Source organism: Keratinibaculum paraultunense, from assembly GCF_016767175.1.
Lineage (GTDB): Bacteria > Bacillota > Clostridia > Tissierellales > Tepidimicrobiaceae > Keratinibaculum > Keratinibaculum paraultunense.
In genome coordinates this window covers 511,428-530,321 of record NZ_CP068564.1, presented here as the reverse complement: position 1 = coordinate 530,321, position 18,894 = coordinate 511,428, and the positions used below count along the sequence as shown (strand labels likewise).

The window sequence follows — 18,894 nt, the reverse complement described above, 5'->3', positions numbered from 1 at the left end:
ATAAACACTGAAACTCTACATTTCTTTAATATAAATGATAAAATATATGACTATTTTTAGTCTTTTATTAATATATTTAATCATCGTTCCATTTATATTAATAGCCTTTATATAATAATTCCATTTCACCTAATATGTATAACTGTCAAACTTATCTATGTTATATTTAATTATAATAATTCTGTAAATTAAACTATTAATAAATATAAACATCTATGACTAATAATAATCATATGACTATTACTAGTCATATAGATGGTATTTTTTCATTTTTGAATGAAGTGTTGTTCTTGGTATGTTTAAAAGCTTAGCAGCTTTTATCCTACTACCATTAGTACTTCTTAAAGCTTCTTTAATTAAAAATATTTCTAAATTCTCTACTGATTTATTTAAATCCATAGAATAAAATCCTTCAATCCCATCTTTTAACATATATTTAGGTATTAAATCCTTTGTAATAGTATCTCCTCTACACATAATTGCCATATGCTCAATTACATTTCTTAATTCCCTAATATTTCCTCTCCAAGGATAATCTATTAAAAAATTTACCACATCATTATTTATACTTAAAACTTCCTTATCATTTTCTATACAAATCTCTTTTAAAAAATAATCTATAAATAATACTATATCTTCTTTTCTCTCCCTTAAAGGAGGCAATTCTATTTCTATTACATTTATTCTATAGTATAGATCTTCTCTAAACTGTTTTTTTTCAATCATATCCACCAAATTCTTATTAGTAGCAGATATAATTCTAACATCTACTGGAATATATCTTTCTCCTCCTACCTTTTTTATCTTTTTATCTTGCAACACTCTCAATAATTTAGCTTGCATAGATAGGGGCAAGTCCCCAATTTCATCTAAAAACAATGTCCCATCTTTTGCTAATTCAAAAAATCCTATTTTACCTTCTTTTCTGGCTCCAGTAAAAGCTCCTCTTTCATAACCAAAAAATTCTGATTCAAATAACTCTGAAGGAATAGCACTACAATTTACAGGAACAAATTTTCCTGATAATCCACTATACTTATGAATAGCTTTAGCAAATTCTTCTTTTCCAGTACCAGATTCTCCAGTAAGCAGAACAGATACATTAGTAGGTGCTATCTGTTTTGCAATATCAATCTTATCTATTATTTTTTTACTATGCCCAATAATTCTATCAAAAGGATCTAAACCATCTTGATCTATTTTATTTTCTAACACCTGTATTTTATCCTTTGCTTTTTTTAACTCTTTTTGTAATTCCTCTATCTCGGATATATCCTTTTCGGTACTTATTACGCCATATAGCTTATCATTTATAATTATAGGAGATGCACTAATTATAACATGATATCCTTCTTTAGGAGAATGATATATATTTTTTACGCTTTCTTTGGTTTCAAATATTTTTAAGTCAATTGCATTGGGGAAATACTTTCTTAAAGGCTTTCCTTTTATTTCGTCTATTTTTAATCCATATAATTTTTCTGCATTTTTGTTCCATATGACTACTCTACCCTTGTTATCTAATACACATACCGCTTCACTTATATTATCAAATATATGTTCTATCGCCTGTTCTGATTCTTCTACCCCTCTATAGAAATAATCCCTAATAATTTCTTCTCTTATGATTCCTACTACTTTATTATTGCTTAACACTGGGATCCTGCCAATACAATTTTTAAGCATCAATAGGCGAACATTAGCTAATGTTTCTTCTGTACCTATACTTATTAAATTATCAGTCATAACATCTGATATAGCTATTTGAGATATATCTTTATCCACCATTTTTGAAATATCACTTATAGTTATAATACCATCCAATTTCCCTTCTTTTAAAACTAATACTTCCTTTTTGCTATTTTTCATTAAATAATCAAAAACCTTACAAAAATTTTCTTCTATATCTATAAAATATATGTCTTTTTTCATAACTTCCTTAACCGATACACTGTAGGTTTGTAAAAACATGAATCCACTTCCTCTTTACATTAATTTAATATATATTCTATCACATTTATATAATTTTTTAAAAAATAGTAATACTATAGATAAGGAAATATTTTTATAGAGGAGGGACAACATGGCTAAGAAAAATAAGAAAAACACCAATAAAAATACCAATAAAAACAAAAAAAACAATCAGGATAATAATCTAAATAGCAAAAAAGATAACAAAGACAGCAATGATGACAACAAATAGTAAAAATCAAAGTGCCTCCAATATGGAAGCACTTTGATTTTTATTTAATCTTTAAATTCCACCAAATCTGAATCATCTACTGTAAAATACTCATTTTCTTCAATTGCAAAATGCCCTGAACTATAAGGTTTACCTTCAATAGATATAAACACTTTCTCTACACCATAATAATTTCCTAAAGTATTTACTACACTCTTTAATATAGAACCTTCTAAGCTAGAACCTGCATTCATTTCTGATATAAATTCTTCTGAAAAATCTATATTAACAGTTTTATTCCCTCTATTTAATTTTATCGAATTAACTCTTGTATTATCAGATATAACAGGTAATAATTTATCTGATGGGGGATTTTTAAAATTATTTTCTATTATCTTTTCAATACTATCATTAGTATTAAATTTTATATCCCTTTCTAAATATGCAACCTTTATATCAGAATATAAAGGATAATAGAATGTAATTTCAGTTTCATAAGGTTCTTTTTCTATATCTTCTAAAAGAGTTTTTACTTCAAATTCTCCATCCTTATATATAGATGCTACAAGACCTACACCTTTAGCATAATAATCTAGCTGCACTTTCCCATCTCCAAATTCAGTAGTAACTTCTAATGCTTTAAATGTTTTATAAGGAGTTTCTATGCTTACATCTATTCCACTTATAGTTCTTTTATGCCCTCCTGGAATATTCCAAGAATTGCCTGCTTTTAATGGTTCTTTTAAAATCACATTTTGTGATTCTCCTCTAATATCTAACATATTTTCAATATGATAAAACTCTCCCTCAGTAAATACTTCTCTTAATTCACCATCTTTATATTCTAAAATCTTTACAGCTACTGTCCCTGGATTAAATATTTTTAATTGAGCTCTATTATTTTCTATAAATTCAAAAAAAGTAGTTTGCTCTGCAAATTCATTTCCTATCCCTTCATACTCCAATTTTGTATTCTCCATAAATGGAAAATAATCTTCTATTGTTTTAGTTTCCTCATCAAATTCTTGAATATTTTCTTCTTCACTATTTTTTTCTAATAAAATATTTTTATCTTTCTGCTCTTGTGTACTATCACAACCGGTAAATAACACACTAATAATCAGCAAAAGAAACGTTAATTTCAAATATTTTTTCAATTAAATCACTCCTCATATGATACATGTAATCAAATATTAAAGGTATATTTAATTATATCCTTATTTTATAACTTTTATATCAAATATTGGTTAAAAAAGCATTACAAAATTATTTCATATTTAATTTTCATCAATAATTAACATTAAATAAAGAAAATTTCCCTATTTTTTCATAAAAGGAGCTCTTAATCTAATTCAATTTATTTTATATTGTCGATACTATGCTATTAAAATCATTTATAATTTCTTTAATCTTTTCTTCTCCAATTTCTGATATACTTTTGCCCATTTCTAAATAATATTTTCCAAAAAAGTCATCTATTTTATACTTAAAACTAATATCTACTTTGTTGTAAAAATTACCCAATACTAATGCCATAGCAATGAAAGGTTGCTTTTCTATAAAATTTGCATCTGCTATTCCTCCTATACCATATTTATCACAATTAAATACAGCTTTTACCGTCACTTCTATTTTAAATGCATAATCATGGGGTTTAAGCATAATAACACCTCCTAAATACATTATACCAACTATAAAGGATATATAAAAGTAAAATATGATATAATAAACGTAGTAGTAAGTGCTCTGTCTTTTTAAAAATTGAGGTGAATAGTATGATTGAATTAAAAGTTAAGAATGTTGTTGTAGATGAAAACAAAAATTTTTCAGTTTTATTAGTTGATAATGAAAAAGGAAAAATAGTACTACCTATAGCAATTGGAGCTCTAGAGGCAAATAATATAATTCTTCCTATCCAAAAAATAACTCCCCCCAGACCAATGACTCCAGATCTTTTAAAAAATGCTATAGAAAAATTAGGAGGAGTTGTAGAAAAAGTAATTATTACTGATATTAAAGATAATACTTATTATTCCGAAATACACATAAAACAAAATGAAAAATGTATAATATTAGATGCTAGACCTAGTGACGCTATAGCTTTAGCATTAAGATGTAATACTCCTATATTTATGAATAAATGGCTTATAGAATTCACATATGATATATCAGATTTAAAAATATAAAAAATAAACAATCAATTTTATTATTAAAAAATTTGGAGGAATAGATTATAAATAAAGCAATGATTGCTTTTATTAGTATCTTGTTAGTCTTAATTATAATCGGAATATTTTTATTTTTTAACAATTCTCAAAAACAAACAAAAAAGGCTTACAAAAATTTCTGTAAGCCTTTTACCTTGGTGCACCTTCAGGGACTCGAACCCTGGGCCCACTGATTAAGAGTCAGTTGCTCTACCATCTGAGCTAAAGGTGCAAGCCCAATCAACATTGAATATTATACTACTATTATTTGAATTTGTCCATACTTTTTTTGAAATTTTATCATAATATTTATTATTTCTAAACAACCTTTTTTCTAAATATTTGTATAAAATAGTCAGATCAAATGACCTGACTATTTTTTAAATATTTATTTAACAATAAACCCTTTTAGATTATTCCTCATATTTTTCATTTAAAAAGAATACAGATAAAGTTCCTGGTCCTGAATGAGCTCCTATGGCACAACCTATTATGTTTATAATAAAATCTTTACATCCAAATTTTTCCTCTATCATTTCTTTTAGTCGTAAAGCTCCTTCCAAATCGTCTCCATGGTTTATTCCAATAATTTGATTCTTTAAATCTGCATGTCCTCCTCGCTCTTCCATTATTTCAATCATTCTTTTCAATAATTTTTTTCGTCCCCTAACTTTTTCTATTGGTCTTAAAGTACCATCTTCAGGTATATCTAAAATAGGCTTAATATCTAATAGTCCTCCTACAAAGGCTTCTGCCTTGCTAATTCTTCCTCCTCTTAATAAATACTCTAAATTATCTACCGTAAATATATGCTCAATATGTTTTACATAAAAATCTAACATATTCAATATTTCTTCTTTACTTTTGCCTTCTTTAGCCATCATTCCAGCTTTATGAACCAAAAGTCCAAAACCTACTGATGCAGACCTAGAATCTACAATATCTATATCCATATCAGGATATTTATCTCTCAAAGAATCCCTTACTAAAACAGCAGTTTGATAAGTACCAGAAAGTCCCGATGAAAATGCTACATAAATAGTAGATTCTCCTTTTTGGGCTATTTCTTCAAACTTTTCTTCAAAAACTTTTGGTGGTATTTGAGCAGTTTTATATACTACACCTTTTCTCATATCATCATACATCTTCTTAGGTTCTATTGTAACCTTATCTAAATATTCTTTATCATCTTTCATAACTATAATTGGTAAAATTTCTATATCAAGTTCTTCTATTATTTCATCTGGCAAGTCACAAGCACTGTCACTCAAAATTTTAACAGTCATTACTATTCAGCCTCCTTCACCTAGGATAAATATACATAATATCACTTATATATATATTATCATTCTTTTAAAACAAAATAAACTATAAAATCAAAATATTGGTATATATTATAGTTGCTTTTAATAGATTATATTACCAGGATTAATGCGAGGTGGTTTTGTTGAAATTTTTCTTTATCCGTAAAAAGACATTTTATTGGATTTTAATCATTTTAGTCGCAATAATCAGCTTTTTGATCCTTTATTATTAACTATAATTAGCCTAATAAAGATACTAAATATAAAAACAGTGCAGATTTATTTAATCATCTGCTCTGTTTTTATTTAACTCATAGATATAATATTTATCTATAAGTTTATCCAATTCGTTGCTAAATTTTAAGATATCTTCCTTGTCTACATCAGCTAAAACTAATTTATTCAGTTTTATTCTCTTATCTTCTATTTCTTTCTTAAGTTCTTGTAATGAATAAATATTCCCCATTTTGTTTTTTCTCCCTCCATATTAATTAAAAGTAATAATAGTTAATTACTTCCTTTTTTTACATCTTCTCTTTTCCCATTATATCAATATATTTAAAAATTTCCATCCTTATCTTATTAAATTTTTACACTTATTATTAATAAAAAATTTAATTTAAAAAGGAACCAGCTAAAACTGATTCCTTCCAATTTATTTGTTCTATTCCTCATAATTCTTGAATATCTAATACTAATATATCATCCCCATATTCAATATCTAATGCCTTCAATAATTCTTCTCTTGTATTTCCATAAGATTTATGAACCTCTATTATATCAAGTATATATCCTTCTTCTAATTTTTCACTAATTTTATCTTTAAACCATCCTAAATAAATACCAATTCTATCATTTAAATTAAAATTCCTTCCTGAACCTTGATAATTAGTTTGCTTCTGTAATAACCTATCAAACACATTTTTATCTTTTATATTGCATACAGAATGTTTGGTAATTATATTTTTAACTCTCGGTTCTATATCTTTATAAGCCACTAACATCACTTTATATTTCGCTGTGCTACTACTTGTCATAGAGCGTTCCCCCTTTGATTATGAACTTTCAAAACTTTCACAAACTTTCACATAACTTATACCCTTAATTTAAAATAATAAACTAGTTTTAATTATAATTTAAATAATAGACATAGGGATAAAATTTATTTTTTCTTTTGTGCTAAAGGATCTGATACCATCTCATAGCCTCCCATTGCAGCCATAGTAACTAATATTGCATTGATTATTGTAATAATAATTCCTTGTATACCTTCACCTGTTTTACTAAATACAAATGTTAATATAAGTGCTATTATAAAAGCATATAATCTTACAAACTCGTCTCCTAATTGTTTTTTTATTATAGATTTTGTAAATTGTACTATAATATTGGTCGTTAAAACTAGACCTACAAAAGTAGTCAAAACTTCAGAAGTCATAAAATTATCATACAATTATATATCCCCCTAAATTGTAATATTTTAAATATCTTACCTTTCTAATAAATATATGCTTAATTTTATAATTCATGATATTTTCTTTTAGTCCCAAAACTTATTAACCAAATTCTATTTATTGATAATTTTTATATTTAATTAATGATACTCAAAATTTAGATAAAACAATAATCAAATATGGATTTTTTAAAAATGTTGGATTAATAAATCATCAAAATTAATCATATATACTTTACTTATATAAAAATAAATAAGAATAGGCTTACAGAAAATTCTATAAACCTATTCTTAACTATGGCGCACCCTGAGGGACTCGAACCCCCGACCAACTGATTCGAAGTCAGCGACTCTATCCATCTGAGCTAAGGGTGCACAATATTCACTTAACATCTATTATATATTATAGATTGAAAAATACATAAGGTCAATTGCTAATTTGTTTTATTATGATATTACTTATCTGTACTCTATTAAACATCCTAATAGGAAATACACTATTTCCCAACCCACTATCTATATATAAAACAGTATTTTCTATTTCAAATAAACCTTTATCATATTTTGGGAAAAAATCTTGCCCAGGAGATATTATAGCTCCTATAAAAGGTAATCTTACTTGACCGCCATGAGTATGTCCAGCTAAAATAAGATCTTCTTTTCCTACCATATAATACAATGGTCTATTTGGAGAATGGGATAATAGTATTGTATAATTTTTTTCATCTACTTGTTTCAATGTATCTTCATATTTTTTTTGAGTAACATAAAAATCAACACCACAAATATTAATTTTATCTCCATTTATATCTATTATACTACAAGTATTCTCCAATACTTGTACACCCATATCATTTAAACTTGATATAAATTTGATTCCAAAAATATTTCCTAATTCATGATTTCCACTAACAAAAAATATATTATCGTTTATTTCCATTAAACTATTTATTAAATTTAAAGTTGGATTTATATCTTTAGTACTACTATCTATAAAATCTCCAGTTATTACAATAATATGAGGATTAAACTCTTTTACATCATTTAACAAGTTTTCTTTATTAATTCTGTGATTATCGTGATAATCTGATATCTGAGTTATTCTAAGTTCTTTTGTTAGCTTAGAAGTATACAAAACTAGTTCATTTACATAGTGTTGACTTATTTCAATATAATTATATATTAATATACATATTAATAATATACCTAATCTTAGCATCCATTTCATATGTAAAAAAGCCTCCATAAAACAATAAAAAATTGGCAGGAGCCAATTTTTTTGGTGCGGGAGAGAGGACTTGAACCCCCACGTCAATGACACTAGATCCTAAGTCTAGCGCGTCTGCCAATTCCGCCACTCCCGCATAAACTTTTGGTGACCCATCGGCGACTCGAACGCCGGACGCCCTGATTAAAAGTCAGGTGCTCTACCGCCTGAGCTAATGGGTCAAAAATATAATGGGGTGGATGATGGGATTCGAACCCACGACCTCCAGAGCCACAATCTGGCGCCCTAACCAACTAGGCCACATCCACCATAATATAAAATATTTATACATCTGGTGCACCTAGGAGGATTCGAACCCCCGGCACACGGATTAGAAGTCCGTTGCTCTATCCAACTGAGCTATAGGTGCTCTCTACTTTATTGGAGCGGGTGAAGGGGATCGAACCCTCGCTACTGGCTTGGGAAGCCAGTGCTCTACCACTGAGCTACACCCGCATTTATCCTCCTAAGTCTTACTACTGACAATATAGAATTATAGCAGGTTAATCTACTAATGTCAATAGTTTTTTATTTTTTATTCATTTATATTTAATATTTCCGCCAATATTTTATCCTTCACATATATCATGCCAAAAGTCTTTCTTCTATTAAAACCCCTTGGGAAAGAAGAACTCCCTGGATTCATAAATATTATATTATTTTCTTTAAATAAAATAGGACTATGGGTATGTCCAAATAATACTAAATCAGCACCTATTTCTTCTGCTTTATAAAGCAACCTATTTATGCCATATTTTACACCATAAGTATGCCCATGAGTTAAAAATAAAGTTTTCCCTTTTATATAAAGAATTTCATCTTCATTATATTTTGTATGAAAATAATCACCATTTCCCTTAACTATAACAGTTTTTATACCTGTATATTCCTCTATTTTCTCTCCATCTTCCACATAATCTCCTAAATGAATAATTAATTCTGGTTTATCCATATTGTTTATTTGATTGATAAAATCCCTAGTACTTCCATGAGTATCACTTACTACAAATATCTTCATGTGCATCATCCTTTAGTATCTTATATAATTGCTCTTTTAATTTCTCCAACGCTTTAGCCCTATGACTAATTTTATTTTTTATATCTAGCCCTAATTCTCCAAAAGACTTATCATAACCCTTTGGTATAAATAGTGGATCATATCCAAATCCGTTATCTCCTTTAAGTTCAAAACCTATAGCACCTTCACATACACCTTCAACAACAAAACTACTTCCGTCTTCTAGTATTACTACTATTACAGTCTTAAAATACGCCTCTCTTTTATCTATTGGCACATTCTTTAATTCTTCAAGCAATTTATTATTATTTTTAATATAGTCGTGTTCTATTCCTCCATATCGTGCGGAATATACTCCAGGAGCACCATTTAATGCTTTCACAAATAATCCAGTATCATCAGCAATAATTATGCCTTCTACCTTTTCCTTCAAAGCCATGGCTTTTTTCATAGCATTTTCTTCTAAAGTTTTCCCATCCTCTACCACTTCAAACTCTTCGAGTTCTAAATCCTTTTTAGAAAAAATATCTACTGGCAAATCCTTTAATATTTCTTTCATTTCCACTACTTTATCTAAATTTCCTGTTGCTAAAATAAGTTTTCTTCTAGCCATGAACCTCTCCTTCCTTATCTTTCCCTATCAATTTACTGATATTTCCTAAAACTTCCTTTTGCTTAGATACTAATTTTTCATTTCCTTTTTCAGCTAAATTTAGTAATTTATATAGTTCATCTTTAGAAAAAGTACTCTTTTCCCCTGTTCCTTGTATTTCAATAAATTGATTGTCATCTGTCATAACTACATTCATATCCACTGAAGCTCTATAATCCTCATCAAAACACAAATCCAATATTGGAGAATTATCAACAATTCCTACAGATACAGCTGAAACAAAATTAGATATAGGGATTTGTTTAATTTCCCCTTTTTTATATAACCAATTTACTGCATCCACAAGAGCCACAAAACCTCCTGTAATAGAAGCAGTTCTAGTACCGCCATCAGCTTGAATAACATCGCAATCTATCCAAATAGTCTTTTCTCCAATTAAATTTAAATCAATAACTCCCCTCAAAGACCTACCAATTAATCTTTGAATTTCTTGAGATCTACCCTCTACCTTCCCTCTTGTAGAATCTCTAAATTTTCTATGAACTGTAGATCCAGGAATCATAGAATATTCTGCTGTAATCCAACCTGTATTTGTTCCTTTTAAAAATGGAGGAACCTTATCATCTATCATAGCAGTACATATCACTTTAGTATTTCCCATTTCAATAAGAACAGAACCTTGTGGATGCTTCAAATAATTTCTAATAATTTTTACATCCCTTAATTCATCATAATCCCTACCATCAATTCTAACCATATTAACAACTCCCATTACTTATATATTACTCATCCTATTCTATCAAATTTTTTCTCTTTTTTCTATATTGTAAACTACTTTAATTTTTTTATACTTTCTTAAAAACAAAATAAGCTGTCCTCTGGACAGCTTAATACTCATTTGCAAACGCAGGAATTGCAGTATCTATATTAAACTCTAATCCTAACTCTTCTATTCCTTTACCATCAATAAGTAACTCTACTTTTTCTACTTCATCAAACTCTGATAATGTTAAACCTATATTTTTTATCATATTATTAAATACTTGAGGATCATTAGGAGGATCTCCATAATCAAAAGAAATATCTATATAAGCTATTCCATTTTTTATATCTACTCCATGAAAACTTGTCCCTTGAGGGATATAGGAACTAAGCCCCAAATCCATTGGTGGTCCATCAAATAGCACTTCTAATGCAGTATATACATTAGGAATAGGTGCTAAAGTTGGTATAGTTATAGGAACAAAATATTCATAATCCTCTTCATAATTAACACCCTTATAATACACTACAATCTTAGAACGCTGATCTTCTGTATCCAATGCTAAATTTATATTTTCTCTTTTAATTGGATTAGACATATCAGTTCCATATTTCATAACAGGAATAGGTTCTCCATCTACTAAAAATTGAACTTCATCAATTGATTGAAATTCTGTCAAAGTATATACTACTCCTTTGATTAAATTTTCTTCATCTTTTTCTGTTTCATAGTTTAATACTTCTTTTGAAAAATCCACTTTACAAAGTCCTGTTTCTTCATCTATAGTCATACCTCTTATTTCTGTACCTGCTGGAATTATAGGAATTAAACCTGTAGCAGCAATACTTTCTCTTAATTCAGGACTATCAATCATATTTTCTAAAGCTGATTTAGCAATACCTTCTTCCCAAGGTATTTTTTTCATCAATGGTACTAATAATCCTTGTTTATCTTTAAAATATAATATAGTTCTTCTCATACCACTCTCGTCAGTAATCTCAAACTCTAAATCATCAGATCTTATAATTTCCAGTTCTTCCTCTTTTGAAAAAAGTTTTTTAAAACCTTCCTTACTTTTACAACTTACAGCAATTAAAGTTATTAATATTATTAAAAATGCCACTTTTATTTTTTTATTATTCATTTTTTACCCCCTTCCATACTTGTTATTACATTATATTAATGAATTAGGGGTACTATGATTATTATTTCTTTTTACTGGTTGAAAAATAGCCTCCACTTACACAATTTACAGAACTAGTTGTAATAAATGCTTTGCCATCATAATTATAAACTATTTTTTCTAATTTATCTAAATCTTTCCTATTTATAGCAACCTGAAGTACTTTTTTACTACCTTCTTTTCCTTCTCCATGCAAAATAGTTACTCCAAATCCTGAATTTCTCAACTTTTCAGCTAATTCAAAATCATTTCCATCTGATGAAAGTACTATTTGAACTACAAGATTCCCTAAAGCTATCCTATTCTCTATAGTAATACCTATATAATTACCGCAAGCAAAACCTAAAGCATATGCTAATAAATTTCTTGGATCATCTAAATTACTAACTACTTTACCCAATGCAGCTACATATATACTAACTTCAAAAAAACCTATAACTGCTGAATGAATTTTTCTACCTTGAACTACCATTAATGTTCTTATAGTAGCTAATGTAACATCTACCACTCGTGCAAAAAAGATAATCAAATACTCAAACATTATAACTCCCCCCAATACAGCAGTATATATATTATATTAACCAAATTTTTTTCTTAGTTTGGACATTAATATAATATATAATAAGCTAGTTATAATGTCAACACAATAAAAAAAGTGGAGAAATTTCCCCACTTTAATATGTTTCAAAATATCTTTCTATACCATTTATAATGGACTCTACTAACAAATATTGATAACTTTCATCCTTTAATAATTCTGCCTCTTTAGGATTGCTTAAAAAACCTAATTCTATCAATACTGCTGGCATATTAGTATCCCTTATAACTACTGTTTGTTCCCTTGGTACAAGTCCTTTATCTTCAGCTCCAGTTCCTTTTATAATCTCTTCTTTTATAATATTAGCCAATTTATATGTTTCCTCTTTCGTAACATTTGTCTTATCTTTTGAATGGTATAGCACCTGAACTCCAGATATACTAGAATTTGAGTTCGAATTAGAATGTATACTTATAAATAAATCTGCTCCATTTCTATTTGCAATATTTGCTCTTTCTTTTAATTCTACAAAAGTATCATCTTCCCTTGTCATTATAGTAGTATATCCTTTATTTCTTAAGCCTTCATTAAGTTTATGTGAAACTGCTAAGTTTATATCTTTTTCATTAACACCATTTTGAATAGTACCAGGATCTTTACCTCCATGTCCTGGGTCTATTGCTATTACTCTATCAGAAGGCTTTGCATTCGAATCTCTAGTTATTTTTAAAGATATTTTATTATCTATATTATTTGATAATATGCTATATTCAATATTTCTCATAAATTTAATTATAATTTTAGATACATTTCTTTCTTTTACTATTCGTATATCTTTTATTAATCCATCGTTAATAGCTATATACCCTTCTTCTAAATCCAAACTTCCTGATGGAAGATTAATAGTCATAAATTTTTCTTGGCTATTGTAATCTACATTATACTCTATTTTTTCATTTGTATTAATGGATATAATTCTATCCGTTCCTTTCAAAGAATAATCAATAATCTCCCATATACTAGTTTCAGGTGTTATAACAATTCGATTATCATATGTATCAATTTTCACATTTGAATCTGAAACTCCATTTTTAACATCTAACACTACTCTGACAATTCTATCATTTGATTTATAATTATTATCTGGTTCAAACTGAGATATCCTAATTTTTTCTATAAAGCCTATATCATAATCATATTCTAAGTAAGTTCCAGTCTCTAATAATGAATCTAATATATCTATTACTATTCGTTCTGGGTTCTTAAGATTCATATAATTAATTTTAGGTTTACTACATGTATTATATATTACCAATGCTTCTTTACCATTTATATTTTCCTTTTTAATTTTTCCTACTTTGTTTACAAATGATATGTTAAGACTTTTGCCGTTTTCTCCAGATATAATATCGAAATCTACCTTTTCCGTCAAATTAACCACTATTCTTACTACATCTGGAGATTGAGAAAATTGGGATATTTTTAAAGAAGAAACTGGATCACTATTTACTTTTAAAACTCCTACTCCATTTTCAAAAAGTATATTATCTTTTATATTTAATTTAGCATCATCAATATCTATCACTAATCTATGAGGATCTTCCAATAAAGCTGTAGAATACTTAAATTTATCAGTTCCATTTATAGTTATCTTTGGTATATTGGTGCTTCCTTTACTTACAGATATATTAGTTATCTCCATAACATTAGAACTTTCCTCTGGTGTTTTTATACCTTTAGTATTTATAAATGGAACCCTATTTGCATCATCCCATCCTACTTCATATCCAAGAATTTCTGCCACTAACCTAAAAGGCACCATAGTTCTAGTATCTTTTTTGCTAGGAAAAGTAACAAGTTTAGGAGTAAGAGCTTTATCCACTACCTTCTTTTGACCATTTACATATACATTTCTACTATTTATAGTCATCTTTATTTCTTTGTTGTTTTGAAATATTGTAGCAGTTTTAGTCTTTTGATCCCAGCTTACTTTTGCACCATATTGTTCTACAAACCTTATAGGGACAAATGTATAATCCTTATGAATAAAATTTGGAATGCCTATGTCTATTGCTTGTCCATCTATTAAAACTGGAACCTCCGTTACAGTATAATTCTTGTTTTCCATACTTACTACAATCTTATTGTTTTTACTAGCTGCAAATCCTGGAGAACTGAAAATAAGTAAAATTAGTAAAAAGAATACTATAGCTTTCCCTTTTCTCATGCCAAATGCCCCTTTCCAGATTGTTCATTATTAATTAATCAGCCTTAAATTATTTATATCATTTTAATGCTTATTATGTCAATGAATTAAGAGTTTTGTAATCATAATGTAATATTAATTTAGAATAGAGAGAGCTTTATATAATTCATCACTATATGGAGGAACTATTTCTTCTATATTGTCATTCTTTTCAACATAAACTCCTTTTTCTATAACTTCCCCAATAACCGTAACCTTAATCCCTTCTAATTTTAACCTTTTTTCTATAATGGGAACTTTATCATCAGATGTTATTATAAGCATACTACCACTAGAAATTAATCTATAAGGATCTATTTCTAATATATGCGCAATTCTTTTAGTAACATCCTTTATAGGTATTAGATGTTCATATATTTTTATACCCTTACCAATTGCCATGGCTCCTTCCCAAACTGCCCCAAGTACTCCCCCTTCTGTTATATCATGCATATAGTCTACTCCTATTTCGCCACATATAATTCCCTCTTTAACAACACTGATAAATTTCCCCATAGACTTGGCTTCCTCTACTTGTGATTTGTCAATTTTATCCTTTAGATAATCTTCAAGCTCATTGGCTAAAATAGAAGTTCCTTCAATTCCAGCATATTTTGTCATAAGCACTTTGTGTCCTACTTTTATATTATCAGGATTTAACATTTTTTCTTTCCTTTGTTTCCCAACTACAGTTGTAGATAAAACCACTCGATTTACCGCATCAGTTACTTCTGTATGCCCTCCCATTATCTCCACATTTAATTCCTTAGAAGCATTCCCTGCTTCCTTCATGATATAATGAATATCATCCTCTGTAGTATTTGGAGGAACTAAAATAGTCAGTAAAACTCCTATAGGTTCAGCGCCACTACTAGCTACATCGTTACAAGATATATGTATTGCTAATCTACCAATATCCTTAGTTGCACCCGTAATAGGATCTGTAGACATTACACATATATTATCACCAAAATCTATAATAGCATTGTCCATTCCTATAGCTGCACCTTGAATAACTTCTTTTCTTTTATACTTAATATTGTTAAATACAGCTTTTTTTAGCACTTCATTTGGTAATTTCCCTATTTGCATCTCATAAAACCTCCTAGCATATTTAAACTATATTTATCTATTACATATGTAAGTATATTGTATCAAAATATAAACACTTTTGGTACATTCTAAGTACACTTTAATTAAAAATGGGGACTGAAAAAACAGTCCCTTTATTATTAAATATCTTTATTGCTCTTCTATCATATCCCTTATAATTTGATTAGCCATTTGAGGATTTGCTTTTCCCTTAGTAACCTTCATCACTTGCCCTACTAAATATCCTAAAGCTCTATCTTTTCCATTTTTATAATCTATTATAGATTGTTCATTCTCAGATAATACTTTTTCAACTATCTTCTCAAGTTCATCTTCATCAGATATTTGGATTAAGCCTTTTTCCTTTACTATTTTTTCTGGTGAATCTCCAGTTTCAAACATAGTTCTAAGCACTTTTTTTCCAATATTGTTACTTATCTTACCTTCGTTTATCAATTCTAGCAATTTAGCTAAATCCTTAGGTTTAAACTTCAAATCTTCTATTTCCAGTTCTTCATCATTTATTCTTCTTAGTACATCCCCCATTATCCAATTGCTAACCTGCTTAGGATCATCAATATATTTTACCGTTTCTTCATAAAAATCCGCCAATTCCTTAGATTGAGTTAATACTCCTGCATCATATTCTGGTATATCATATTCTTTTATAAATCTTTGTTTCTTAGCATGAGGTAATTCAGGCAAGGAATTCTTTAACTCCTCTATCCATTCATCTTTTATTTCAATAGGAAGTATATCAGTCTCTACTGCATATCTATAATCAGCCACTTCTCCTTTTTCCCTCATAATTATAGTTTCATTTTTTACCTCATCCCATCTTCTAGTTTCCCTTTCAGTGTTTTCCCCTTCTTTAAGTAAAGATATATGCCTTTTTTCTTCATACTCCATAGCTTTTACTGCTCCACTAAAGGAATTTAAATTCTTAAGCTCTGTTATATTAGTTTTTTTGCCAGTTTCAGTGTCCACTACATTAATATTTATATCACATCTTAAAGAACCTTCTTCCATCTTACAATCAGATACTTCTATATATTTTAAAGTAGATTTTAATTTCTCTAAAAATAGTCGTGCTTCCTCTGGAGTATTCATATCTGGTTCTGTAACTATCTCAATTAATGGTACCCCTGCTCTGTTATAGTCCAATAAGGAATCTCCTTCTTCAGTATGAATAGACTTACCTGTATCTTCTTCTATATGAATTCTAGTAAGTCCTATTTTCTTAGTTCCTTCTTCCAATTCAATTTCTACATATCCACCACTGCATAGGGGTACATCATCTTGACTTATTTGATAACCCTTAACTAAATCAGGATAAAAGTAATGTTTTCTATCCATTTTAGTTATATTGGCAATTTTAGAATTAAAAGCAATCCCTGCCTTTATTGCATATTCTAGCACTGCCTTGTTAAGAACTGGTAAAGCCCCAGGTAACCCTAAGCATACTGGACAACAATGGGTATTAGCTTCTCCTCCAAATTCGTTGGGACAACTACAAAATATCTTAGTATCCGTCATAAGCTCCACATGAATTTCTAATCCTATTACAGTTTTATAAGCCAATATTTTCACCCCCTAAAGATACATGTTTTTCAAAAGCTCTTGCTAATCTTAATACTTTTAATTCCTCAAATTTGTCACCTATTATTTGTAGTCCTACAGGTAGCCCTTCCACATAACCACAAGGTATGGAAATAGCACATATTCCTGTCAAATTAATAGGCACAGTAAATATATCAGATTTATACATTGCTAAAGGCTCCTCTATCCTTTCACCTATTCTAAAAGGTAAACTAGGCGAAGTTGGTGAAAGAATTATATCATAATCTTCAAATATTTTATCAAAATCTTCTTTTATAATAGTTCTCACCTTTGCAGCTTTTTTATAAATTTTTTCATTATTATCCTTACTTAAACTATAGGTTCCAAACATTATTCTTCTCTTTACCTCTTCTCCAAATGCCTCAGAACGACTATTAATATATAATTCGTCTAAAGTTTCATAATCCTTAGCTCTATATCCATATCTAATTCCATCAAATCTAGCCATATTAGAACTAATCTCTGCAGTAGATATAATATAATAAGTTGCTAATGCATACTCTATATGAGGCAAAGATATTTCTTCTACTACGGCTCCCATATTCTTAAATATTTCTATTGAATTTAATATCTGTTCCTTTACCCTTTCATCCATATTTAAATTTAAATATTCTTTTGGAACCCCTATTCTCATTCCCTTAACATCTTCAGAAAGTCCTTCTATATAATCTATAATATCCATGTTTACACTTGTAGAATCCTTTTCATCATAACCTACAATGGCATTTAATAATAATGCCACATCAGTAACATTTCTTCCTAATGTTCCTATTTGATCTAAAGAATTAGCCAAAGAAACAAGTCCATATCTAGAAACCAACCCATATGTAGGCTTTAATCCCACAACACCACAGAAGCTAGCAGGTTGTCTAATGGAACCTCCAGTATCTGAACCTAATGCTATAGCTACTTCCTTTGCCCTTACAGCAGCTGCTGAGCCTCCACTGGAACCCCCTGGTACTCTTTGTGTATCTATGGGATTTTTAGTAATACCAAAATATGAAGTTTCAGTAGAAGAACCCATAGCAAATTCATCCATATTGGTCTTTCCTAAAATTATACCATCAGCTTTTTTTATTTTTTCTACAACAGTAGATTCATATGGAGGAATAAAGTTTTCTAACATTTTAGAGCCACAAGTCGTTTTTATATCTTTAGTTATTATATTGTCCTTGACCCCTATAGGTATTCCAGCTAAAGGTCCTAGTTTTTCTCCTTTCTTTATCTTTTCATCTATAATATCTGCTGCATTTAATGCTTCTTCCTTAGATATAGTTATAAAAGCATTTAAATCTTCTTCCATCTTTTGAAGTCTATCAATATGAGCTTCTACTATATCCCTAGCACTTATTTCTTTGTTTTTAAGTTTTTCTCTCATATCCATAGCAGTTAAATTTATAATATCCATA

18 protein-coding genes and 7 tRNA genes are annotated in these 18,894 nt (G+C 28.7%); 1 reads left to right on the top strand and 24 read right to left on the bottom strand.

The window, feature by feature from the left end; translation table 11 throughout:
• Positions 1–243: 243 nt before the first annotated feature.
• From prdR to JL105_RS02435, 3 genes are all read right to left on the bottom strand, one after another.
• Positions 244–1,971, bottom strand: a complete 1,728-nt coding sequence (prdR, locus tag JL105_RS02445; RefSeq protein WP_132026336.1) for a sigma-54 dependent transcriptional regulator PrdR — start codon at positions 1,969–1,971, stop codon at positions 244–246.
• Positions 1,972–2,247: 276 nt separating this feature from the next.
• Entirely contained in the window at positions 2,248–3,339 is a 1,092-nt protein-coding gene (locus tag JL105_RS02440) for a GerMN domain-containing protein (protein WP_132026334.1), read from the bottom strand.
• A gap of 205 nt (positions 3,340–3,544) precedes the next feature.
• Positions 3,545–3,844, bottom strand: a complete 300-nt coding sequence (locus JL105_RS02435) for a hypothetical protein (RefSeq protein ID WP_132026332.1) — start codon at positions 3,842–3,844, stop codon at positions 3,545–3,547.
• Between the two features lie 113 nt (positions 3,845–3,957).
• On the opposite strand from JL105_RS02435, the gene JL105_RS02430 reads away from it, so the two are divergent.
• On the top strand, positions 3,958–4,368 hold the full coding sequence (locus JL105_RS02430) for a bifunctional nuclease family protein (protein ID WP_132026330.1): 411 nt from the start codon (positions 3,958–3,960) through the stop codon (positions 4,366–4,368).
• A gap of 177 nt (positions 4,369–4,545) precedes the next feature.
• On the opposite strand, the gene JL105_RS02425 is transcribed toward JL105_RS02430, so the two are convergent.
• The 21 genes from JL105_RS02425 to gatA all read right to left on the bottom strand — a co-directional run bounded on the left by JL105_RS02425 (position 4,546) and on the right by gatA (position 18,893).
• Positions 4,546–4,621: transfer RNA gene (locus JL105_RS02425), tRNA-Lys, on the bottom strand.
• A gap of 181 nt (positions 4,622–4,802) precedes the next feature.
• Complete coding sequence (locus JL105_RS02420; protein WP_132026328.1) at positions 4,803–5,675, bottom strand: DegV family protein; 873 nt, start codon at positions 5,673–5,675, stop codon at positions 4,803–4,805.
• 301 nt (positions 5,676–5,976) lie between these two features.
• On the bottom strand, positions 5,977–6,159 hold the full coding sequence (locus JL105_RS02415) for an aspartyl-phosphate phosphatase Spo0E family protein (protein ID WP_132026326.1): 183 nt from the start codon (positions 6,157–6,159) through the stop codon (positions 5,977–5,979).
• Positions 6,160–6,364: 205 nt separating this feature from the next.
• Entirely contained in the window at positions 6,365–6,730 is a 366-nt protein-coding gene (locus JL105_RS02410) for a hypothetical protein (protein ID WP_132026324.1), read from the bottom strand.
• A 125-nt stretch (positions 6,731–6,855) separates the two neighbouring features.
• Positions 6,856–7,146, bottom strand: coding sequence for a hypothetical protein (locus JL105_RS02405; protein WP_132026323.1), 291 nt, complete (start codon positions 7,144–7,146; stop codon positions 6,856–6,858).
• 298 nt (positions 7,147–7,444) lie between these two features.
• A tRNA-Arg gene (locus JL105_RS02400) sits at positions 7,445–7,521 on the bottom strand.
• A gap of 52 nt (positions 7,522–7,573) precedes the next feature.
• Positions 7,574–8,374 (bottom strand): metallophosphoesterase, encoded by an 801-nt coding sequence (locus JL105_RS02395; protein ID WP_158279980.1) that lies wholly within the window; start codon positions 8,372–8,374, stop codon positions 7,574–7,576.
• Positions 8,375–8,426: 52 nt separating this feature from the next.
• Positions 8,427–8,510, bottom strand: a tRNA-Leu gene (locus JL105_RS02390).
• A gap of 9 nt (positions 8,511–8,519) precedes the next feature.
• Positions 8,520–8,595 (bottom strand) — tRNA-Lys (locus JL105_RS02385).
• A gap of 10 nt (positions 8,596–8,605) precedes the next feature.
• Positions 8,606–8,682: transfer RNA gene (locus tag JL105_RS02380), tRNA-His, on the bottom strand.
• 24 nt (positions 8,683–8,706) lie between these two features.
• Positions 8,707–8,783: transfer RNA gene (locus tag JL105_RS02375), tRNA-Arg, on the bottom strand.
• 12 nt (positions 8,784–8,795) lie between these two features.
• A tRNA-Gly gene (locus tag JL105_RS02370) sits at positions 8,796–8,869 on the bottom strand.
• Between the two features lie 79 nt (positions 8,870–8,948).
• On the bottom strand, positions 8,949–9,431 hold the full coding sequence (locus JL105_RS02365) for a YfcE family phosphodiesterase (RefSeq protein WP_132026319.1): 483 nt from the start codon (positions 9,429–9,431) through the stop codon (positions 8,949–8,951).
• Positions 9,409–10,044, bottom strand: coding sequence for an RdgB/HAM1 family non-canonical purine NTP pyrophosphatase (gene rdgB / locus JL105_RS02360; protein WP_132026317.1), 636 nt, complete (start codon positions 10,042–10,044; stop codon positions 9,409–9,411). Before rdgB ends, JL105_RS02365 begins: the two co-directional genes overlap by 23 nt.
• A complete protein-coding gene (gene rph, locus JL105_RS02355) occupies positions 10,037–10,801 on the bottom strand; it encodes a ribonuclease PH (protein ID WP_132026315.1) in 765 nt (254 codons plus the stop codon). Before rph ends, rdgB begins: the two co-directional genes overlap by 8 nt.
• Positions 10,802–10,931: 130 nt before the next feature.
• Positions 10,932–11,951, bottom strand: a complete 1,020-nt coding sequence (locus JL105_RS02350; RefSeq protein ID WP_132026314.1) for a GerMN domain-containing protein — start codon at positions 11,949–11,951, stop codon at positions 10,932–10,934.
• A 61-nt stretch (positions 11,952–12,012) separates the two neighbouring features.
• Positions 12,013–12,531 (bottom strand): DUF2179 domain-containing protein, encoded by a 519-nt coding sequence (locus tag JL105_RS02345; protein ID WP_132026312.1) that lies wholly within the window; start codon positions 12,529–12,531, stop codon positions 12,013–12,015.
• Between the two features lie 133 nt (positions 12,532–12,664).
• A complete protein-coding gene (locus tag JL105_RS02340; protein WP_132026310.1) occupies positions 12,665–14,755 on the bottom strand; it encodes an N-acetylmuramoyl-L-alanine amidase in 2,091 nt (696 codons plus the stop codon).
• A 114-nt stretch (positions 14,756–14,869) separates the two neighbouring features.
• Positions 14,870–15,865 carry an AIR synthase family protein gene (locus tag JL105_RS02335; RefSeq protein ID WP_132026308.1) on the bottom strand — a complete coding sequence of 332 codons (996 nt, stop codon included), beginning with the start codon at positions 15,863–15,865 and terminating at the stop codon, positions 14,870–14,872.
• A 150-nt stretch (positions 15,866–16,015) separates the two neighbouring features.
• A complete protein-coding gene (gatB, locus tag JL105_RS02330; protein WP_132026306.1) occupies positions 16,016–17,446 on the bottom strand; it encodes an Asp-tRNA(Asn)/Glu-tRNA(Gln) amidotransferase subunit GatB in 1,431 nt (476 codons plus the stop codon).
• The gene (gene gatA / locus JL105_RS02325; protein WP_132026304.1) at positions 17,436–18,893 is read right to left on the bottom strand and encodes an Asp-tRNA(Asn)/Glu-tRNA(Gln) amidotransferase subunit GatA; all 1,458 of its coding nucleotides are present in this window, start codon (positions 18,891–18,893) and stop codon (positions 17,436–17,438) included. The genes gatB and gatA overlap by 11 nt, the downstream gene beginning before the upstream one ends.
• Position 18,894 lies beyond the last annotated feature (1 nt).